Annotated in this window: 20 protein-coding genes; 6 read left to right on the top strand and 14 right to left on the bottom strand. The window is 42.7% G+C overall.

The window, feature by feature from the left end; translation table 11 throughout:
• Window positions 1–29 precede the first annotated feature (29 nt).
• The 12 genes from pal to ACNQO6_RS01665 all read right to left on the bottom strand — a co-directional run bounded on the left by pal (window position 30) and on the right by ACNQO6_RS01665 (window position 12,259).
• Window positions 30–596 (bottom strand): peptidoglycan-associated lipoprotein Pal, encoded by a 567-nt coding sequence (pal, locus tag ACNQO6_RS01720; protein WP_005229441.1) that lies wholly within the window; start codon window positions 594–596, stop codon window positions 30–32.
• A 22-nt stretch (window positions 597–618) separates the two neighbouring features.
• A complete protein-coding gene (gene tolB, locus ACNQO6_RS01715; RefSeq protein WP_005229443.1) occupies window positions 619–1,902 on the bottom strand; it encodes a Tol-Pal system beta propeller repeat protein TolB in 1,284 nt (427 codons plus the stop codon).
• Between the two features lie 98 nt (window positions 1,903–2,000).
• Window positions 2,001–3,482 carry a cell envelope integrity protein TolA gene (gene tolA, locus ACNQO6_RS01710; RefSeq protein ID WP_440207907.1) on the bottom strand — a complete coding sequence of 494 codons (1,482 nt, stop codon included), beginning with the start codon at window positions 3,480–3,482 and terminating at the stop codon, window positions 2,001–2,003.
• Between the two features lie 3 nt (window positions 3,483–3,485).
• On the bottom strand, window positions 3,486–3,938 hold the full coding sequence (gene tolR / locus ACNQO6_RS01705; RefSeq protein ID WP_343578550.1) for a protein TolR: 453 nt from the start codon (window positions 3,936–3,938) through the stop codon (window positions 3,486–3,488).
• The gene (gene tolQ, locus ACNQO6_RS01700) at window positions 3,938–4,636 is read right to left on the bottom strand and encodes a protein TolQ (protein ID WP_004771450.1); all 699 of its coding nucleotides are present in this window, start codon (window positions 4,634–4,636) and stop codon (window positions 3,938–3,940) included. Before tolQ ends, tolR begins: the two co-directional genes overlap by 1 nt.
• Before the next feature lie 24 nt (window positions 4,637–4,660).
• Window positions 4,661–5,068, bottom strand: coding sequence for a tol-pal system-associated acyl-CoA thioesterase (ybgC, locus tag ACNQO6_RS01695; protein ID WP_004771451.1), 408 nt, complete (start codon window positions 5,066–5,068; stop codon window positions 4,661–4,663).
• Window positions 5,069–5,201: 133 nt separating this feature from the next.
• Window positions 5,202–6,110: a hypothetical protein gene (locus ACNQO6_RS01690; RefSeq protein WP_440207906.1), complete on the bottom strand. Its 909-nt coding sequence runs from the start codon at window positions 6,108–6,110 to the stop codon at window positions 5,202–5,204.
• A gap of 91 nt (window positions 6,111–6,201) precedes the next feature.
• Complete coding sequence (gene ruvB, locus ACNQO6_RS01685) at window positions 6,202–7,197, bottom strand: Holliday junction branch migration DNA helicase RuvB (RefSeq protein ID WP_005229454.1); 996 nt, start codon at window positions 7,195–7,197, stop codon at window positions 6,202–6,204.
• 7 nt (window positions 7,198–7,204) lie between these two features.
• Window positions 7,205–7,810 carry a Holliday junction branch migration protein RuvA gene (gene ruvA, locus ACNQO6_RS01680; protein ID WP_005284596.1) on the bottom strand — a complete coding sequence of 202 codons (606 nt, stop codon included), beginning with the start codon at window positions 7,808–7,810 and terminating at the stop codon, window positions 7,205–7,207.
• 8 nt (window positions 7,811–7,818) lie between these two features.
• Entirely contained in the window at window positions 7,819–8,493 is a 675-nt protein-coding gene (locus ACNQO6_RS01675; RefSeq protein ID WP_343578554.1) for a hypothetical protein, read from the bottom strand.
• Window positions 8,493–9,833: a deoxyguanosinetriphosphate triphosphohydrolase gene (locus ACNQO6_RS01670; protein ID WP_440207905.1), complete on the bottom strand. Its 1,341-nt coding sequence runs from the start codon at window positions 9,831–9,833 to the stop codon at window positions 8,493–8,495. The genes ACNQO6_RS01675 and ACNQO6_RS01670 overlap by 1 nt, the downstream gene beginning before the upstream one ends.
• 257 nt (window positions 9,834–10,090) lie before the next feature.
• Window positions 10,091–12,259: a tetratricopeptide repeat protein gene (locus ACNQO6_RS01665; RefSeq protein WP_440207904.1), complete on the bottom strand. Its 2,169-nt coding sequence runs from the start codon at window positions 12,257–12,259 to the stop codon at window positions 10,091–10,093.
• A gap of 540 nt (window positions 12,260–12,799) precedes the next feature.
• Here ACNQO6_RS01665 and purL point away from each other — a divergent pair.
• From purL to ACNQO6_RS01640, 5 genes are all read left to right on the top strand, one after another.
• Entirely contained in the window at window positions 12,800–16,630 is a 3,831-nt protein-coding gene (purL, locus tag ACNQO6_RS01660; protein WP_440207903.1) for a phosphoribosylformylglycinamidine synthase, read from the top strand.
• Between the two features lie 74 nt (window positions 16,631–16,704).
• On the top strand, window positions 16,705–17,919 hold the full coding sequence (locus ACNQO6_RS01655) for a multidrug effflux MFS transporter (RefSeq protein ID WP_440207902.1): 1,215 nt from the start codon (window positions 16,705–16,707) through the stop codon (window positions 17,917–17,919).
• Between the two features lie 50 nt (window positions 17,920–17,969).
• Window positions 17,970–18,509, top strand: a complete 540-nt coding sequence (locus tag ACNQO6_RS01650) for a hypothetical protein (RefSeq protein ID WP_440207901.1) — start codon at window positions 17,970–17,972, stop codon at window positions 18,507–18,509.
• A gap of 123 nt (window positions 18,510–18,632) precedes the next feature.
• Entirely contained in the window at window positions 18,633–18,764 is a 132-nt protein-coding gene (locus tag ACNQO6_RS01645; RefSeq protein ID WP_343578559.1) for a KGW motif small protein, read from the top strand.
• Between the two features lie 62 nt (window positions 18,765–18,826).
• Window positions 18,827–19,141, top strand: coding sequence for an NGG1p interacting factor NIF3 (locus ACNQO6_RS01640; RefSeq protein ID WP_343578560.1), 315 nt, complete (start codon window positions 18,827–18,829; stop codon window positions 19,139–19,141).
• A 6-nt stretch (window positions 19,142–19,147) separates the two neighbouring features.
• Here ACNQO6_RS01640 and ACNQO6_RS01635 read toward each other — a convergent pair whose 3' ends face one another.
• On the bottom strand, window positions 19,148–20,290 hold the full coding sequence (locus ACNQO6_RS01635) for a glycerate kinase (RefSeq protein ID WP_343578561.1): 1,143 nt from the start codon (window positions 20,288–20,290) through the stop codon (window positions 19,148–19,150).
• Window positions 20,291–20,420: 130 nt separating this feature from the next.
• Window positions 20,421–21,221, bottom strand: coding sequence for an enoyl-CoA hydratase-related protein (locus ACNQO6_RS01630; protein WP_262474874.1), 801 nt, complete (start codon window positions 21,219–21,221; stop codon window positions 20,421–20,423).
• A gap of 107 nt (window positions 21,222–21,328) precedes the next feature.
• Between ACNQO6_RS01630 and ACNQO6_RS01625 the strand changes: the two genes are divergently transcribed.
• A complete protein-coding gene (locus ACNQO6_RS01625; protein WP_440208064.1) occupies window positions 21,329–21,901 on the top strand; it encodes a nicotinate-nicotinamide nucleotide adenylyltransferase in 573 nt (190 codons plus the stop codon).
• The last annotated feature ends 2 nt before the right edge of the window (window positions 21,902–21,903 follow it).

Here is a 21,903-nt window from a genome sequence, read left to right as displayed (position 1 = left end):
GAGCATTTTTATTTACAGCGAAACCACAATTATTTTAATAGTGGTGGAACTGCTTCGTAGTTAATTTCTACGCGGCGGTTCTCTTTCCATGCAGCTTCGTCATGACCTGCATTCACTGGAGATTCTTTACCGTAACTAACTGCTTCAAGCTGTTGCGGATTCACACCATTGGTAATCAAGAAGCTTTCAACGGCTTTGGCACGACGCTCACCAAGTGCCATGTTGTATTCACGTGTACCACGCTCATCGGTATGACCTGTAAGGGCAACACGAGAATTCGCATTTGCAACCAGGAACTGGGCATGGGCTTGTAATGTTTGATAATCTTCGTTTGATAAATCACTGCTGTCATAGTTGAAGTGAACAACACGTTTTGCCAAGAATGCTTTATTGGCAGCAGTGACGCCTTTTGAAGATGCGCCAGCAAGATTTTGTGCATTTAAAGCGGCATCTTCACTTAAACCGTCAGTGCTGACTGATGATGCGCCATTCGGATTCGTACCTGTAGTAATTTCAGCAGCAGGTTTACGGCTTGCACAACCCGTGAAAACCAGTGTCGCAGCAATCAGTGGCAGCGTTAGATATTTAATGTTCATATGATTCTCCAATCAATTAAATTTATTTTGGTGCCCAAGCAGGTTCACGAACTTCACCTTGTTCGCTTGGTAAATTCATGCGGAAACGACCATCAGTAGACATGACTGATAAAAGGCCACGATTTCCTTCACGCGTTGCGTAAACCACCATTTGACCATTTGGCGAGAAGCTCGGTGATTCATCTAAACTGGTTGGCGTGAGAATATTGGTGATCCCTGTATTAATATCCTGAATCGCAACTTTGTAGTTACTGCCACTTGGACGATGCACCAGGGCAATCTTTTTACCGTCTGCGCTTAAAGTACCGCGCGCATTAAATGCACCTTTAAAGGTAAGACGCTTGACTGAACTGTCATCAAAGCTATAGCGGTAAATCTGTGGTGAACCGCCACGATCCGAGGTAAAGATGAAGGATTTGCCATCTGGTGAGTAGCGTGCTTCGGTATCAATCGCAGAGTCATTGGTCATGCGTTGTACTTGGCGGGTGCTTAAATCCATTTGATAGACTTCAGGGTTGCCGTGCATCGATGCAGTAAATAGCATTGATTTACCATCTGGCGAGAAGCTTGGTGCACCGTTTAAACCACGGAAGCTAGCTAGCACTTCGCGCTGGCCAGTCGCTAAATCCTGTAGATAAATTGCAGGTCGTTTGGTTTCAAAAGACACATAGGCAATTTTCTTGGCATCAGGTGTCCAGGCCGGAGAAAGGATCGGATCACGTGATGACAGAACTGTTTTAGGTTGTTCGCCATCCGTATCTGCAATTTGCAAGGTATAACGTTGTGCAGGAGTGGCCTGATTACGTAATACATAGGCAATACGGCCGCTAAAGTCACCTGCGATACCAGTTAAGGCCTGATAAATCGTATCACTGATCAGGTGGCCTGCCTGACGCACACGTGAACGAGGCACAGTCAGGACTTCATTCAGTAGATATTGTTGTTTTTGTACGTCGTACAACTGGTAGTGAATTTCAAATGTATTTGCATCCACAGCCTTCATTTGGCCCACGACGACATAAGGCACACCTGCAGTTTGCCAATCGCCTGCCTGTACCTGATTGAGGCTGGCAGTTGCAGGTAAGTTCTGAGATGCACTGGTAAAACGGCCTGAACGATTCAAGTCGCTTTCCACAATTGGATAGATCGCATTGTCATTGGCAAATGGAATGATCGCGATTTTGGGTGCTTGTTCAGGTGCTTTGGCAATTTCTAGGTGTAATTGAGCAAAAGTTGCAGTAGGAACAACTGTGCTAATTGCAGCGAAAACTGCTAAAGAGAGGAGGTGTTTACGAGTCTTGTCCATAGTTACAATTACTTGCGTCGTATTTTTGTGGCTGTTGATTATTTAACACAGTTACAGGCTTTGTGCTATTAAAAGCCTGTAACGTTAACTATTCATTACTATTTTGCAGTAAAACTTGAAGTAAAGCTTCTTGCCTCACGGCGTGCAACCGGATCATCTGGCATTGGATAAGGTGCAGCAGCACGAACTGCAGCCTCTACACTTGCTTTCACATCTGGATCGCTCGCAGAAACAACAACAGATAATACAGCACCGCTATCGCTCAAGGTGACACGTGCACTGGCACGCTGACCTGATGAACCAGCAGGCATATTCCATGCACGATAGATTTTTTGTTCAAAATCCCGTTTAGCTGTTGAGGCGATGCGTTTTGCATCGGCTTTTTTCTGAGCTGCATCCTGTTCCGCTTTTTTAGCAGCAGCGGCTTTTGCGTCGGCTTCTGCCTCAGCTTTACGTTTCGCGTCTGCCTCAGCTTTGGCTTTTGCATCGGCATCGGCCTTGCGTTTGGCATCCGCGTCAGCTTTCGCTTTGGCATCTACATCAGCCTTACGTTTGGCGTCGGCCTCAGCTTTGCGTTTTGCATCGGCATCAGCTTTTGCTTTCGCATCTGCATCAGCTTTACGTTTGGCGTCGGCCTCAGCTTTGCGTTTTGCATCGGCGTCAGCCTTGCGTTTTGCATCGGTATCAGCTTTGGCTTTCGCATCTGCATCGGCTTTGCGTTTGGCATCGGCGTCAGCCTTACGTTTCGCATCGGCATCTGCTTTACGCTTGGCATCTGCATCGGCTTTACGTTTAGCATCTGCATCGGCTTTGCGTTTTGCATCGGCGTCAGCCTTACGTTTAGCATCTGCATCCGCTTTGGCTTTTGCATCTGCGTCGGCCTTGCGTTTGGCATCTGCCTCAGCTTTACGTTTCGCGTCCTGTTGAGCTTGAAGCTTGGCATTTTCAGCCGCTTTCTGCTGTTTTAACTTAGCATCTTGCTCTGCTTTCTGGCGAGCTTTAGCTTCAGCTTCAGCTTTCGCATTTTGTTCAGCTCTGCGTTTTGCTTCAGCTTCATTTTTAGCTTTTGCATCGGCTTGGCGTTTTGCTTCAGCTTCATTTTTTGCTTTCGTATCGGCCTGACGTTTTGCTTCAGCATCTGCACGTTGTTTTTGTGCTTGTGCTTCTGCAAGTTTACGTTGTTGTTCCTCTTGCTGAGCACGAGCAGCTTCTTCAGCTTTACGTTTTTGTTCAGCTAATTTTGCCTGCTGTGCTTGAGCTGCCTTTTGCTTCTCGGCTGCAAGTTGTTGAGCCGTTGGTGGTGGAGGGGCTACAGGAATATTTTCAGGCAGGGTCGGATCTACATTCGGACTGACCACTTCTGGTGCCTGTTTGTCAGCCGTGACTTGCTGTTCAGGCTGCTGTAGCGATGAAGGTAAATCTTCTGGCTTCACCAAAATAGTGGTGAGTTTTTTAGGCTCTTCCGGTGGTTTACTCAAGCCTAAAAACAGTAAGCCAACAATCGCGATTGCATGCACACCGAGTGTGAAACCCAGCGCAATCGCATTTTGTTTAAAAGGCGGCTCTTGAAATTTTTTCATAGCTTATTTTAACGGCTCGGTCAGTAAGCCAACTTGAGTTAGGCCGGCTTCTTGTAGACTCGCCATCAGTGAAACTACTTCACCATAAGGACGAGATTTATCACCATTCACCAGAACAGTCAGTTGCTTATTTTCTTGCTCGGCTTGAGTTTGTGCCTCACTTAAAAGGGTTTCAAGCTGGACAAGTGATAACGGTTCACTGCCTTTGTGTTCTTGATATTGCAAAAAGATATCACCATCTTTACCAATCGTGACCATTGCCGGCATGTCTTTAGATTCAATGGGGTGGTTATTGGCTTGAGGTAAATCCACTTTGATACCACTGGTGATCATGGGTGCGGTTACCATAAAAATGACCAGTAGCACCAACATGACGTCGATATAAGGAACCACGTTCATATCGCTTTTTAGTGGTTTCTTAATCCGCTCAAAACGTCCAGATCGTTGAATCGCCATTATGCATCTTCCTGTGTCGTTCCAATTGCTTGACGCTGTAAAAGAGCAACCATTTCTTCTGCAAATAAGGCACGGTCTGAATAGATTGATTCACCTTTGGCGGTATAGTGGTTAAACGCAAGTACCGCTGGAATGGCAGCAAATAAGCCGATTGCGGTAGCGATAAGGGCCTCGGCAATACCCGGTGCAACGGTGGCTAAAGTGACTTGATCAACTGCAGCGAGACCAATGAAGGCATTCATGATACCCCAGACAGTACCAAATAAACCGATATAAGGTGCAACCGAACCAATGCTGGCCAACGCGCCTAAACCTTGCTCCAAACCACCCTGATCACGGCTTAAACCGACACGAAGAATACGTTCAGTTCCTTCGATAGTCTGGTTGGTATCTGCTTTACGTTTTTGTAATTTAAAAAACTCACCCAACCCTTGATAGAAGATGTCTTCCAAACCACGACGTTTAGAGTTGAGTTGAGCATTGTTATAAAGGGTATTTAATTCGGCACCTGACCAGAACATCTTTTGAAAATGCTCATCATCTTGTCCTGCTTTTTTGAAGCCCATATGTAATTTTGCAATCAGATACCAGCTATAAATCGAAGCAAGTAATAAGATCAGCATGACCAGCTGTACAACAGGACTTGCTTGTAAAATAAGGTCGGAGATGTGTAGAGAAGATTCTAAATTAGTTGCCATAAGTTACTGTGCCGAAAGTTTATTTTAGTCCTGTGCCAATTCTTTTTGAATCAGGTCACGAATTTCATCAGGAAGACGACGTGGCATTAACTCTTTGTTTAAACATGCCAACACAACCTCACCTGAAGCCAGCAAGATTTCACCACGATAAATATTTTGTTGCAACACAAATGATGCGGCTTTACACGAAATAACACGTGCTGTAACGGTAATTAAATCATCCATTAATATAGGTCGTACATATTTGACCTGAATCTGATGCACTACAAAGTTGTAATCTTGTTGATGCCAGTAATGATCTACACCCGCAGCACGTAACCATTCAGTGCGCGCACGTTCCATAAAACGGATATGGTTGGCGTGATAGACGATACCACCCGCATCTGTATCTTCAATGTAAACGCGAATTTTAAATTCAAAATGATTAGCCATGTTTTTACCTATTTCCATGCTCAGTCGGCAGCAATCAGGGAATGATAGGGGGTCAATTCGAAGATGGAAATAGTAATAAATAACATATTGTTGAACTTGATAAAAAAGAAGCCCTCCGAGAGGAGGGCTTTTTTTAATAATTTAAATCTTGCCAGTCTACAACTTTAGGGAAGCCAGTTACGCTTAAACCGTTAGAATAGGCACGAATTAAAGCTTTATAATCACTGGTTCTTGTAATGGTGATTGCATTTTTACGGTTGCTACTATCCTCAATTACAATTTCAGCAAAACTTGGATAAAAAGCCAGTGCATCCTCAACACTTCCAAATTTGATTTGATTGTTAAAATTCACCGAGAACTCTTTGTTATTTGATATTCCAGTTAAGCTTCCTTTGGTGATAGATCCGGTAGACCAAGGTTCAAAACTATAGTTGGTGATTTTATAGGTTTCTGTATCGTTTTTATCGGTCCAGTTAGTTTCTATTTTGCTGATATCATATTTAAATGGACGTGAATTAGGGGAATAAGACAGGCTACTTTTGCTACCGTTATAGGTAGTTGTTTCGTTGTCTATTTCTGCTTTAAACTGAGTGAGTGTCGTATCAATTTTAAAGTTATTCTCTACCCAATAACCCTGAGTATTAATCTTTCCAGATAAAAACATGGGTTCCTCAAAGATAGGCTGTGTAATTCCATCTTTTGTAAATTGTAGTTCACATTTATTGAGCGTAACACTTTGGCTATCTTTGCTGAAACTACCGCCTTTGTTACGGCAAGATGCCTTATAGCCAGATTGTTCTCCGCCTTGTATTAAATAAAAAACAGATTCAGCAAGCGTGATAGTATCAATCAGTTGATTTCCATTAATGCTTGATAAATTGATAATGGGTGCATAAATGATTTCAAGATTCTCTGGTTTGCTATAATCTAGTTTTTCTTTTCCTTGAAATGAATTGCTATTATCTGCATTATCATTTCCGCCCCCACAGGCTGCTAGAAATAAACTACTCACAAATACGGCAGTTAAAGTTTTAATTTTCATTTTTATCCTAAAAATAATGAGATGATTAAAATCATGGATATGCTATTCCAATCATCTCATTATATGAAGGGTTTAATTGAAAATATTTATATTACTCAGGTGGCGTCATACCAAATTGCAAATACGCCATATTGGTTGCAATACGGCCGCGTGCCGTCCGCATCACATAACCTTGCTGAATCAAATACGGCTCAATCACATCTTCCAGCGTTCCGCTGTCTTCTGCCATCGCTGCGGCTAAAGCTTCAACACCGGTTGGTCGTCCTTCAAAACGTTCCAGTAACATACTGAGATAACGTCGATCGAGCGTATCTAAACCTGCTTTATCGACATTAAGCATGTCTAAAGCACGTTGTGCCATATCTTGAGTCACTTCACCTGTGCCCTTGACTTGGGCATAATCACGAACACGACGTAATAAACGGTTGGCAATACGTGGAGTGCCGCGTGCACGGCGGGCGATTTCGGTTGAACCCTCATGGGTAATCGGCACGTCCATCAAATTGGCAGAACGTGTCACGATATGGGTCAAATCCTCAACCGAATAGAACTCTAAGCGTTGCACAATCCCGAAACGGTCACGTAACGGCGAAGTGAGTAAACCCGCACGTGTGGTGGCTGCAACTAAAGTAAACGCAGGTAGATCGAGCTTGATTGAGCGGGCAGCAGGACCTTCACCGATCATGATATCCAGCTGATAATCTTCCATCGCCGGATAGAGGATTTCTTCAATCACGGGTGAAAGACGATGGATTTCGTCAATAAACAGAACATCACCTTCTTCCAGATTGGTCAGCATGGCAGCCAAATCTCCAGCACGCTCTAACACTGGACCAGAAGTCGATTTTAAATTACCGCCCATTTCACGTGCGATAATATTCGCCAAGGTGGTTTTACCCAAGCCTGGTGGGCCAAAGATCAGGGTATGATCGAGTGCCTCACCACGACCACGGGCCGCGCCAATGAAGATTTCCATTTGTTCACGCACTACAGGCTGACCGATATAATCAGCCAAAGACGTAGGGCGAATGGCACGATCAAAATGATCTTCCGGTTTTTCTGTTCCGCTAATAAGACGATCTTGCATATATCTATTACTTCATCATGGATTTAAGCGCAGCACGGATAATGTCGGCTGACTCAGTATAATCTGCTTTGACGGCTGCAACGGCTTTTTGTGCTTCAGCCGGCTTATAACCGAGTGATTGTAATGCGGCCTCGGCTTCGGCAACAGGTGAGTTTGACATGAACTGGATTTGCGTTGCCGCAGCATTGCTTGAGCCACCTGCAGGATGGGCCAATGCTTTAAATCGGTCACGTAATTCAATCATTAAGCGTTCAGCAGTTTTTTTACCTACACCCGGAACTTTAATCAGGGTATTTACATCGTCATGTTCAATGGTATGAATCAATAATTCAACACTCAAGGTTGAAAGAATACCGAGTGCCATTTTAGGTCCTACACCATTCACTTTGAGGAGTGTGCGGAAAATGGTTTTTTCCTGAGCATCGCTAAAACCATACAGTTGCTGCGCATCTTCACGGACCACTAAATGCGTCCATAAAGTGACTTTTTGTCCTTTTTGTAATTGGCAAAATGTCGAAAGTGGTGTGTCAATTTCATAACCTACACCATTTACATTGAGTAATACGGTTGGGGCTTCCAGGGCAAACACTTCGCCAATCAAACATCCGATCATTGAATCTTTCACTTATTTGTTAATGGTTGAATAGTAGTAGCCATTTGTTCTAAACGCAAAATAGCTTTCAGGATTTCTTTGCGATTTCGTGCGGATTTTATCCAGGCAGGCAATCGGCTTAAGTAAGTTTTATTCTTATTGGTATAGGTTCTCTGTCTTAGCTCAGCAGAGATGTAAGCCTTCAAATCATTTAACTGTTCCGTGTTATACACGAAAATAAGACCATGCCTTGTTTCTGTAGTGAGATACAGCCGATAACCAAAGAAAGGATCTTTATTGATTTCAAACCCTGATTTTCTCGGGATTTTATAGGTCAATAACGGATAAGGAGAATTATACACTTGCTCTTTTTGGCAGAAAGTACAATTCAGTTTGATAAAAGGCGGAAGAGTACTGGGCCGAGCATAAGAGTGGGAAAAGTAATATTTCCCACGTTTACAAGTGCAGGTTTGATTAATTTCTACGTTGATCTCGTCAAAATAGCCTAAGTTATTTTGTTGCTGCTGGTCTTGATCAAAAGTTTTACAGCAGAATATACAACTAAAAATTATTTTATTTTCAATCTGATCATTTTGTTCGGGTTGAATTACTCGTGCATGACTCTGGCAGAAAGGACATACAACTAAAATAGGATACTTCGCAAACGTACCCCAAGTCTTCCCGTCATCAATAAATCGCTTCACTAAAAAAAGCCTATCTTATTGCCTTGCAACTCTTGCGCCAGACTATAAGCCTGATGGTCTGAGAACTTACTAATAATATCAAGAACTTGCATAATATTATTATAATGGTTGTTTTGCAGATTTACGCCTGAATGTTGCAAAATTGACATCAATCGCTGCTCTTTAAAGCTGAGTGCCTTATGGGGCATGGTCAGAGGAATAAAGGCATCCAGAATGGTTTGCAAACTTTGATGTGCAATAATTTCTAAACCGGATTTTTGAGGATGTTCAAAGATACGGTCTCTGGCAAGATTCTTGGCGGTTTGAATACCGGCTTCAATATCCGGTGAACAATATTGTAGCAGGCTACCTTTGAGCTGGCCTGTCAGAATTTCAAAGTGATGCTTGGCAAAAGCAGTGGTGACTTCATCGACCAAACGCTTCATGACACGACCACGTAAAGCTGCGATCTTCTGCTGCCAGGTGGTATGCGGTAAATGGAGTTCCTCGGGATAACCGTAATCGGCAATCAGATTCAAAAAAATCGGTTCAACTTCGGCATAGTTCAACATATTCAGAATAATGCCATCTTCCAGATCAATCAGCGCATAACACATGTCATCAGCAGCTTCTAATAAATAGGTCAGGGGATGACGACAATAATGATATTCACCGAGTTGAATCAGGCCGAGCTGTTCAGCCAGTTGTTTTAAAATTTCTTTTTCAGATTGATAGCAACCAAATTTTTCCCGTTGATGGGAAGGCGTATCACCTTGTTCTTCAATGGTTTTGGATAGCCATGGATATTTTAAATAGGCGCCTAGCGTGGCACAGGTCAGGCGCATTCCGCCATCATCTGGATGATAATCAATCCGGCTAAGCAGGCGAAGTCCCTGGGCATTGCCCTCGAATTGACGCACATCGGCTTCTTCTTCAGGTGTCAGTTTGGTGAGGAAGTCCCGATGAGAGGCATCATCAAACCATTCACGAATGGCATATTCACCGGCATGACCGAAGGGTGGATTGCCAATATCATGTGCCAGACACGCCGCCTGAATGATCGCCCCGACATCGGCAGGTGAGATCCACATGGGTAATTCATCTTTAATTTTTTCAGCCGCAAGCATGCCGAGTGAGCGGCCGATACAAGACACTTCTAGCGAGTGTGTGAGGCGGGTATGAATCCCATCATGTTGAGTCAGTGGGTGAACCTGGGTTTTTCTATTGAGTTGGCGAAAGCTTTGGGAAAATATAATTCTGTCATAATCTTTATGGAATGGGCTTCGAGCCAATTCTGTACTGCTTTTTTTACTACCTAAACGAATTGCAGAAAGCAATTCTAACCAACGCATTTGTTCCATTTATCATTATTCACTATGAATTCAGTTTCATCATGCCAAAAAAAAGATTAAAGCACTAGAGTAGGGCGACATAAATTGTCTTGCTGCTTGTTTTAGGGGCTTAAGGCTATCGAAGCGACTGCTATGCTGCGCAATAAAAAGCCTAAGAGCAGCAGACTTATCGCAGAACGTCCTAGCAAGTCAGACAAAAGATCTGACTTATTCATACATGAAATAAAAACCTATAAATAAGTCAGAGCAAAGATATTGAATTGAGCTTAAAAAAATCTGGAGAAGAAGCCCGGTTTTTTCCATGACTTCTTGTAGTGGGCGGCAATAGGGATATGGTCGCTATATGACAGGATGTGATCCAGATGTTGGTGCGCCTGTTTGATCTGACCGCTGTTATAGTATGCTTCAGCTTCAAGCAGATAGATGTTTTCCATAAGATCATTATAGGCCCAGGCTTGCTGTTCATAAATCATTCGAGACTGTTCCGCCAGCTGATGTACCATTGCAAAATCACCCAATCTGAGAAAGCTTTTCATGAGATATTGATAGAGCAACGGATAATCTTCTGGATCAAATTCCTGCTCTATTCTGGCTGCATGGTGCTGATAAAACTGGATCGCTTGCTCATGTTGTTCAAGTAAGCAGTAACTTTTAATGATCAGGTAAATCGTCTTGTCCCAGTCCTGTTGTGCCATCATAAAACTGCGTTTCAACTTTAAATAACGATAAGCGGATGCATTTATATTTTCATAATCCTCTAACTCATTATAGACCTGCATTAACACATAATGGGGTTGAGACGCGAGAGGGAAGCGCGTAGTAACACCTTCATAATAGTCTTTGCGAATCAATGCATCCTGATCTTCATACAGTTCATAAATCAGATTCTCTACTGCACATTCTGCCACCTGTAGGTTGCGATAATCTTCATCATGCAGATGAGGTTTCTTAGCAGCATATTGATATAGCTTAAACAGGACTTTTTCAGCTTCTTCCTGAATATTGTCGATTTTGCCTAATTTTGCTTGGCAAGCCACATACTCTGCCACCCGAATTTGATGTTCAGTAAATGGCACACAGCTTTCATCATATTTTTCAAAATATTCTGCTAAGGCATGCTCCATGTCTTGGTAATTTTGCGCCTCTTTATAAGCCCAGATTCGGGTAAAATGTAATTCCATAAACTCGGAGTAATTTAATCCTTCCGTGGCAATAGCAGCTGCCTGTTCATAGTGTCCGGTTCTGATCAGCTTGATGGCATAGTTATTACAACACATCGCAAAATAATGGTAATTACCGTGATAGTCGCTTGGGTATTGATTCTGCTCATAGTACTGTTTAAAGGCGTGATAAGACTGACGATAAATTTCACAATTTAAATGAGTCAGCTCGGATGTGATCTGATCATCGAAATCGTAATTTTCCTCATAAAACTCGTTTAGACTCACCCCTGCAGCATAGAGATCTCTGGGCAGGGCCGTGCTGAATACCGGAACCTCCAGATTGATGGGTTGTTGCAGCAGATATTTTGATTCTAGCCATCTACGCCAGGTCACGACATCCGGTTTTAAGGCTTGGGCTTTTTCCAGATAAGTCAATGCTTGCTGATATTTTTCGTTTTCATATAGATAAGTTCCAGCAAAATGCAAAGCAGAAGCTTCATCTGGATATTTTTCAATAGTGGCTAAACTGCGTTGATAATAGGCAGATTCTGTCTTATTGAGTTGTTCATAATAGTTCCGCTCAATAATGATTTGGTAATAGCGCACTTCCGGATGCTCATAACCGTTGTTAATCAGCTCTTCAAAACGGTGATACCAGCGGACTAATCCAACCGGAACTTCGGGTTGGTAATTTAATCCTTTGATCAGTTTTAATAATATTTTTCGCGCCAGCGTGATTTCTTGATGCTCATACGCAATTTCTGCCAAATGCAAATACTCGGTTTCATCTTCAACAGAGAGCAGATCAATACCATTTTCGATTTGCGTGATTAAGTCAGGATGTTGTTGTGACGCTAAAAAATATACTTTGTCGAGCCAGAGCTGTGAAATCATGATATCGCGGCATTCACGGTTATGAGCATACTGCTGCTGATAAAGCTCAGTATATTCAGCATCATATTTTAAGAAATCGTTTACATCCTTCTGTTGTTTGGCGAGCAATAAATAATAACGCAGTGCTGCTTCTTTCTCACTTTCCTGCTGATAAAGGCGTTGTATCAGCGCTTTATATTGATCTGCATGTTCACTATTCAGTAAGGAGAGAGGTTGAGTTGTACTTTCTAAAGAGGCTTCATGCTCAAATAGATAGTCCAGCATGGTCTTGAGGGTATCCAGATCATTGGGATGTTCTGTTAGATATTCTTCAGCAGCTTCAATACATTGGGAAATTTTCTTTTGTTTAAATAGTTGCTCGATTATTTGCTTATTCATTAAAGCTCTCTAGGCTGTTCTAAGTTGTTAGGAAGACAGGTCTGTATTATATATTTTTTCAGGCAAGTTACTATCAAGCTATTGATCTGATCCAGGTCATGACAAATAGAGCTGAGAAAATTAAAGCTTAGCTATTGAGATAAACAGGAGATGGGCGCTGGTGTAGGTTTAAGTGATGCACCCATTCCACCGTATTTATCGAGTGGCTGAGCTTGTTATGATCTCTAGTGAGGTAGAGCGGCGCATCAGCGTATAGAAAAGTCGTTTTATGGTCGGCTTGATAGGGTGAGTGGTATTTGCTGCCCGATCAGGAAACCAAATTTGGAATGCACCGATATTTTGTCCCTCGCAGTAAATGAATTGTTACGAATAAAGTAAAATGGATAAAGCTACAATAAATTAAGTCATTTGAAGCAGAAAACTCTGATTTTTAAGATGGATATGGCTAGCTGAAAAGCGCCTTTCACAGTAGAATATGCGCTCTCTTATAAGTCACATTGTGGTAGGTTCGTTAGACCCGCCCGTGGAGCCAAAGTCAACATGTTTATCGTGGCCGGTGCATCAGCACATTCTTCTTTCAAGAAAGCTCAACTCTTAAACCGATTAACGTCAATGAGTTCTGTTCAATCTTTTGACAGCCAGTGGGTTTATTTGTTTGATCAAGCGCTCAACGAGCAGCAACATCAATCGGCATTACAACTTTTAAACGATGGTCAATCTTTCGAACTTCGCCAAGCTGCAAGTGATGAAATCCAGATTTTAGTGACACCGCGTGTCGGGACAATCTCGCCGTGGTCATCTAAAGCAACAGATATTTTCAAAAACTGTAATACCCCGGTTCACCGTTTGGAACGTGGTCTGTTATTTACCTTGAAAGGGGTGAAAGAGATTTCAAACGAAGTGAAACTGGCTTTGCATGACCGTATGACAGAAAGCGTTTTTGCTCATATTGATGATGCAAAAGCGTTATTCTCGGAAACTGCACCGAAGCCGTTAAACTCAATTGACATCTTGGGTCAAGGTAAAGAAGCATTAGTTAAAGCCAACAATGAGTTTGGCTTTGCTTTATCTGAGCAGGAAATTGATTACTTGACCGAAGCTTTTACCAAGCTCGGTCGTAATCCAAACGACATCGAATTGATGATGTTTGCTCAAGCGAACTCTGAACACTGTCGTCATAAAATCTTCGGTTCAGAATGGACAATTGATGGTGAGAAACAACCATTGTCCTTGTTCCAGATGATCAAGAATACCTATAAAGAATCGCCAACCGATGTGTTATCGGCATATAAAGATAACGCGTCTGTAATCGTGGGTTATGACACCATGCGTTTTTATCCGAAAGCGGATGAAAATGGCCATTTCGTTTATAAATATAAGAGCCAGGCTGCTCATATCCTGATGAAGGTGGAAACCCACAACCATCCAACTGCAATTGCGCCATTTGCGGGTGCTGCAACAGGTTCGGGCGGTGAAATCCGTGACGAAGGTGCAACCGGTCGTGGTGGTAAACCAAAAGCAGGCTTAACGGGCTTTACCGTTTCAAACTTGAATATTCCTGGTTTTGAACAACCTTGGGAAGAAAACTACGGCAAACCTTCACGTATGGCATCGCCATTACAAATCATGATTGAAGGTCCATTGGGTGGTGCTGCGTTTAACAACGAATTTGGTCGTCCTGCATTAAATGGTTATTTCCGTACTTTCGAACAGAATGTCAATGGGGAAGTGAAAGGCTTCCATAAGCCAATCATGATCGCTGGTGGTTACGGTAACATTCGCCCTGACCATGTTGAAAAAGATGCGATTCAACCGGGTGACTTGCTCATTGTATTGGGCGGTCCTGCCATGTTGATTGGTCTTGGTGGTGGTGCGGCATCTTCTGTAGACAGCGGCACCATGGGCGAGAGCTTAGACTTTGCTTCTGTTCAACGTGAAAACCCGGAAATGGAACGCCGTTGCCAGGAAGTCATCGATACTTGCTGGCGCTTGGAAGACTTTAACCCGATCGTGTCTGTACATGACGTGGGTGCGGGTGGTCTCTCCAATGCCATGCCTGAACTGGTGAATGATCACGAGTTAGGCGCGGTATTGAATCTTCGTAAGATTCCATCGTTAGAGCCGGGTATGAGCCCGATGGAAATCTGGTCAAATGAAGCGCAAGAGCGTTATGTACTTGCGATTCGCCCAGAGTCTTTAGAACAGTTTGAAGAAATTTGTGCACGTGAGCGTTGCCCGTTTGCAGTATTGGGTGAAGCGACTGAAGCGCGTCATTTAACTGTTGAAGATCCATTGTTCGACAACAATGCGGTCGACATTCCAATGCAAGTGATGTTGGGCGGTACGCCACGTATGCAACGTGCCTATGAAACGATTGAACGTACTGGCAATGACTTTGATGCTGCAAAAGTTGATTTAAAAGATGCGATTTTCCGCGTCTTGAAAAATCCAACCGTTGCGTCTAAATCGTTCCTGATCACCATCGGTGACCGTTCGATTACCGGTATGGTTGCACGTGATCAGATGGTGGGTCGCTGGCAGGTGCCTGTTGCTGATGCAGCAGTGACTACCACAAGTTTGCAGGGTTTCACTGGTGAAGCCATGGCTATGGGCGAACGTCCACCAGTCGCGTTGTTGAATCCGGCTGCATCTGCACGTTTAGCGGTTGCGGAAGCGATTACCAACATTGCGTGTGCCAACATCGAACAAATTAGCGATATCAAACTTTCAGCAAACTGGATGGCAGCGGCAGGTCAAAAAGGTGAAGACCAAGCCTTGTTTGAAGGTGTGAAAGCCATTGGTATGGAAATGTGTCCTGCTCTAGGTATCGCAATTCCAGTCGGTAAAGATTCACTTTCAATGCGTACGACGTGGAACGATGGTGAAGAGAAAGCCGTGACTTCGCCAATGTCGGGTGTTATTACTGCATTTGCACCTGTATTGGATGTACGTAAAACTTTAACACCTGAACTTAAAAATTTAGAAGATTCAGTCCTCGTGCGTATTGACCTATCTAAAGGGCAGTTCCGTTTAGGTGGTTCGATCTTGGCACAGGTGTATAAAGCCATCGGTTCAGTGACACCTGACGTCGATAGTTTTGATGACTTCAAAGCATTCTTTGCCTTGATTCAGGACTGGAATAATCGTGGTGTGATTAAGGCTTATCATGACATCGGTGATGGTGGTTTATTGGCGACTGTGGCTGAAATGATGTTTGCTTCACGCTTAGGTGTAACTTTAGAAAATCAAACAACGGAAAGCTTATTTGCTGAAGAAATTGGCGCTGTACTGCAAATCACAGCAGCTGATTGGGCGCAATTGCAAGTTGAAGTTGCAGCATCAAGCCTGAAAGATGCAATCGCAGTTGTCGGTCGTGTGAGTACAACTGATCAATTGGCTGTCAATGGTTTAACGCTAGAGCGTGCTGAATTGCAACAAGCATGGGCAGAAGTATCGCATCAGATCCAACGCTTACGTGACAACGTAGAAACGGCTGATCAAGAATTTGCATTGATTGCAGATAAAAATCATAAAGGTTTGATTGCACAAGCGACTTATGATTTGAATGAACCTGTTGAAGCGCCGTTTATCAATACACGTCGTCCAAACATGGCCATCTTGCGTGAGCAAGGTGTCAACGGTCACGTTGAAATGGCTGCTGCATTTGACAAAGTTGGCTTCAATACCATCGACGTACACATGAGTGACTTGCTTGCCGGTCGTGTCAGCTTGAGCGATTTTGAAGGTCTAGTGGCATGTGGTGGCTTCTCATACGGTGATGTCATGGGCGCAGGTGGTGGCTGGGCAAAATCAGTCTTGTTCAATGCCAAGTTACGTGACCAGTTTGAACAGTTCTTCCATCGTGAGAGTACCTTCAGCTTAGGCGTATGTAATGGCTGTCAAATGATGTCGCAACTTGCACCACTGATTCCGGGTGCAGAGCATTGGGGCCGTTTCCACCGTAATACCTCAGAAGTATTTGAAGCACGTGCTGTGAACGTTCGCGTAGAAAAATCAGTGTCGGTATTGCTTGAAGATATGCAAGGTTCGATTTTACCAATCGCGGTTGCGCATGGTGAAGGTCGTCTGGTTGCAACTGAACAGCAAATTGCTGCTTTAAATGCCGAGAATCAGGTGATCTTGCGTTATGTAGATAGCTTGGGTAATCCAACTCAGCACTATCCGTTGAACCCGAACGGTTCACCTGAAGCAATTACAGGCTTAACCTCTAAAGATGGCCGTGCAACAGTGATGATGCCGCATCCTGAGCGTAACTTCCGTGCTTTACAGCATTCTTGGAAGCCAGAAGACTGGGCTGAAGATGGTGCTTGGTTACGTATGTTCCGTAACGCACGTAAATTTATTGGTTAATCAATCCATGCCATAAGCCACCGTCAGGTGGCTTATTTAATTCCAAATACAATAATCATCAATGGACAACAAAAATGAAATCAAAAATCCATTTCCACGAATTTGCATTGTTGATGGCATTACTGATGTCGATCGTCTCTTTCTCGATTGATGCAGTTTTACCTGCACTGGGTGAAATTGGTCGTGTTTTTATCCTGCAAAATAGCAATCAGGCCCAGTGGGTCATCATTAGTATTTTCTCAGGCATGACCATTGGTCAATTGATAGCAGGACCATTGTCCGATGCGATTGGACGGAAACGGATTTTATTCACAGGTATTGTGATCTACTTTTTAGGCAGCTTATTGTGCTATTGCACTCAAAGCTTTGAATGGTTCTTAGTCGGACGTTTTATTCAGGGTGTAGGTGTTTCTGGACCTTATGTCGCTTCGATTTCGATTGTGCGTGATAAATATAGCGGTGCCCAAATGGCCCGCATTATGTCTCTGATCATGATGGTATTTATGGTCGCGCCTGCAATTGCGCCGAGTTTGGGTCAACTGATTATTCATTTCTTTGGCTGGCGTGATATTTTTGTATTGTATATGGTCTATGCCACGGTTGTGGGAGCATGGGTCGCGTTACGACTGGAAGAAACGCTAATTCCTGAAAATCGGTTGCCGATGCGAGTACAAGCTTTTAAGGATGGTTTTAAAGAAGTTGTGAGTAATAAAACTACCATGAGTTATCTGCTCTGTGCAGGTTTCTGTTTTGGCGGTTTTATTGGCTACTTGGGCACTTCACAACAAATCTTTATGCAGCAATTCGGTAAAACAGGTCAGGAATTCAGTGCCTACTTTGCTTTATTGGCAGGTGTGATGGGGATTGCGTCTTTTACCAATTCTAGAATTGTGATGAAGTTTGGCATGCGTCCGATCTGTATTTATGGCTTTCTTGGCCTATGTTTAATTTCATTGTTGTTCCTAATCATTCAGCTTGCGGGTGTCTCCGTTTCATTCTGGATGTTTATGTTGTATGCCTGCATTCTATTTTTATTGTTTGGCACGTTGTTTGGAAATCTGAATGCGATTGCCATGGAACCGATGGGGCATGTGGCAGGTATGGCTTCGGCGATTATTGGAGCATCTTCATCTGTACTGTCGTTAATTCTAGCTTCGATCATTGGGCAGCTTTATAACGGTACCTTGATTCCAATGACCAGTGGATTTGTGATTTTGTGTGGTTTGGCGTTTGCGATGACACTGTATGAGAAAAGACAGTTGAAAAATTCTAGGGTTATAGGTCATTAAGTGATTAATAATGGTGTAAGTCTTTACTCTAGACTGGTAGTGTTGGGAAAATGAAAAAAAGACTTCTAGATACAGCAACAATCTTGTTAGACAAATTTATTAATCGTTATCATGATTATGAAGATTTTTGGGGTATAGGTGTTTTATACACTTATTGCCAGTCTTTAGATCAATCCTTCTTAACATTTAATCTCATAGATCAGGACTGTTTTGGAAATGATGAGTTCTTGACGCAAGTTAATATTAAATTTTCGGACTATTTTGATAAGTATTTAGCTATTCATAAGAAAAAGAGAGGAGATTTAACTGAGGCAACAATAAAAATTGCATTTGATAAAGATCATAAAATATTGCCAGAAACTTTATTTGGTGATTATTTTCAAGTTAGAGTGAAACTAATTGATTCGTATGGTAGGAGTTTCATGCGATATAGTGATGGATTCTGCATGTCACATGCGTTGTGGATAGAACAACGTAATTACATAGATTCATTATCAATAGAAAGCCATCACATGATGGGGAGTATTCATTTTCCTTTAACACGACCTATAAAATCATTAACAGATACTGATATTTTATTTAGTCCATAGTAAGAAACTATACCTTATCAGTGGTTGTGGGAAATTTATCTTTGTATTGGATGTTTAGTTCATTTCAGTGGCTCAATTCTTGCTTCTTATATTTTCACAATGAATAAGATAGGCGAGAACGGCATGATGAAAAATGAAAACTATTTAAGAACAAGCTATTCAAAAGACAAAGGCTGGTTTTGGTTTGGCTTAACTGTGTTCATTCAACTGCTATTTATCATCGTGAGTTATCTCATCATCAATATTTCACTTTGATTGTTCAGCTTTTATCGCGTTATGATTGAAGTCTCATTGATTTCGATTTGAGCTGTTTTACGATGCTAAAGCTGATTTATTACGTGCCTGAATCTCATCTGGAAGCGACCAAACAAGCGGTTTTTGATGCTGGGGCAGGTGGAATTGGAAACTACGAACACTGTGCTTGGCAAGTCAAAGGCATCGGGCAATTTAAGCCCGTTAAAGGTGCCAATCCGTTCTTAGGACAACTGGATGAATTAGAGCAACTCGAAGAATGGCGAGTTGAAACCATTGTTGCAGAAGAGAAGGCCAGTGCGGTGGCAAAAGCTTTAAAGGCAAGCCATCCCTATGAAGAACCGGCCTTTGAGTTTATCCAGATTTTAGATATTCAATAAGCTTTATTATTTACAAGGCATCGTGCTTTGAATTAATCGGGCGACATCGGTTGTGCGTGCACAGATCAACTCTGCTGCATTTTGACAGGCTTGTTCTAGCGTGCTTGGGCCGGAAGTTAAAGAAAAGGCTGCGGTAATGCCATGTACGTATAAAGCTTGATAGTTTTGCCCAAGTGTTCCAGCAATCACAATCACAGGGATATTGGCAGCTTGTGCTATTTTGGCAACACCGAATGGGGTTTTGCCATTTAAGGTTTGTTCGTCAAGTTTACCTTCGCCAGTAATTACCCAATCTGCCCCCTGAATTTTATCGGCAAGTTGATTTAGTTCTGCAATGACTTCAACACCCGATCGAAACTCGGCCTTTAAGAATGTTTTAGCCGCAAAACCTAAGCCACCCGCAGCTCCCGAACCAGCCTCATGACGTTGATCAAAGCCAAAGTATTGAGTCGTAACATCGGCAAAACGGGAGAGGGCTTGATCTAACGCCAACACTTGTTGAGGTGAAGCCCCTTTTTGTGGTCCAAAAATATGAGAAGCGCCATTAGGACCACATAAAGGATTGGTCACATCGGCAGCCAATAAAAATTTAGTCTGTTGAATTCGTGAATCAAAATTTTCCAGATCAATCTGTGCCAAGTTTTGCAGGGCAAGACCACCAGTAGGTAAGTCTTGATGATCTATATCCAGAAATCTGGCACCTAAGGCATTGAGTAAGCCAGTACCTGCATCGTTGGTTGCGCTGCCACCCACGGTTAGTACAATTTCCTTGGCGCCCGCATCCAAAGCCGCAAGGATCAGTTCACCTGTACCAAAAGTACTGCTGATACAGGCATTACGTTGTGAAGGTTTTAGCAACTGGATACCACTGGCTTGTGCCATTTCAATGATGGCAATCTTTTTAGCATCTAACCAGCCCCATTTTGCCAGTACTGATTCACCAAGAGGGCCTTGTACTATTTGCTCACGCCATTGCCCAGAACAAGCTGCTAAAACAGCTTCAATTGATCCTTCACCACCATCCGCCATGGGGCAAGTAATGATTTCTGCATCAGAAAAAACCTGTTGCCAGCCTGAAGCAATTGCTTCTGCCACATGCTGTGCGGATAAGCTGTCTTTAAATGAATCAGGCGCAATGACGACTTTCATAGTTTTAAAATTTAGTTTTGATCTGAGTCGAGCTTAGACGGTCTATTCCTAAATATCTATATGGATACGCAAAATAAAAAACCACTTAACTTTTAGGCTAAGTGGTTTATTTAAATGATTTAGGCGGTGATTAATTAAACTGAGAAAAATCAGGCTTACGTTTTTGCATAAAGGCTTGTACCGCTTCCATCATTTCTGGAGAACGTACACGTTGCATAAAGATTTCAGCTTCATCATCAACACACTGAATGATTTCAGCCAAGTCCTGTTTCATCAGTGCTTTAGTTTGTTTGATCGACGCCAATGGTAATGCAGCTAAATGTTGCGCAGTTTGCTGTGCAGTGGCATAGACATCTTCAACCACATCATTGACCAGATTGGCTTTTACCGCCGTTGCTGCATCAAATTTTTTCGCCGTGAATAATAACTCGGCTGCTTTCTGGTAGCCTGCCTGTTTGACCAATAAACGGCTAGCTGCACCTTCTGGAGACAGACCAAGGCTGACAAATGGAATCTGGAACAGGGCCGTGTTATCTGCGAAAACGAGGTCAGCATGTAATAGCAGCGTTACACCAATACCAATTGCTACACCTTTGATGGCAATGATCAATGGCTTAGAAAAACGTGCAGCAGCTTTTAGCAATACAAATGGAGGTTGGTCGCCCGCTTTACCTTCATGCGGCTTTTGAATAAAGCCCATAAAGTCTTTCATGTCATTACCCGCAGTAAAGTCTTGTTCTGCACCACGGAAGATCACCACACGAACGTCTTTGTCGGCATCGGCTTCATCCAAAGCTTTTGCGATCCACAGGTAAAGTTCGCCATACAGTGCATTTTTTGCTTCTGAACGGTTAATGGCTAAGGTGAGTACGCCATCTTCTAAATTTGCTTGCAAATGTTGATGAGGTTGTTGAATACAGCTAAGTGTCATCGTACTATCCTTGCTTTAATCCAGATTGATTTTAAGTGCACTCATTATGTCGCATATTTACCAGAATGGCACAACTGATGAGTTCACAAAAAAGTGAAATTACGCCTATGTACACATTTGACTATCTCGTTTTTATTGGACGCTTCCAGCCATTTCATCTGGCACATATGCAAACCATTGAAATTGCGTTACAACAAAGTCAAAACGTAATCTTGGCTTTAGGTTCGGCTCAATCGGAACGTAACATCAAAAATCCTTTTCTGGCGGTTGAACGTGAGCAAATGATTTTGTCGAACTTTTCTGAGCAAGATCAAAAGCGAATTCATTTTGTGCATGTGGTTGACGTGTATAACGATGAAAAATGGGTCAAGCAGGTCAAAGATTTGGTCAATGGGATCATTCAACCAGATGCAAAAGTCGGTCTGATTGGTCATTTTAAGGATGAATCTTCCTATTATTTACGTTTATTTCCTGAGTGGCAGATGGTGGAACTGGAGAGTTTGAAAAACTCGATTTCTGCAACGCCCATGCGTGAAGCGTACTATCGTGGGGAGATTCAAACCGAGTTTTTCCCTGAGGGTACCATTCAGTTTTTAAATGATTTTCAGCAATCGGCAGTTTATCCAAAATTACAGCAAAAATTTAAGGATAATGATCGTTCCAATATTGATGAAGCTTGATC

Source organism: Acinetobacter calcoaceticus (assembly GCF_051947995.1).
Taxonomy (GTDB): domain Bacteria; phylum Pseudomonadota; class Gammaproteobacteria; order Pseudomonadales; family Moraxellaceae; genus Acinetobacter.
The sequence above is the reverse complement of the archived record's forward strand: the minus strand, read 5'-3'. Positions and strand labels throughout refer to the sequence as shown.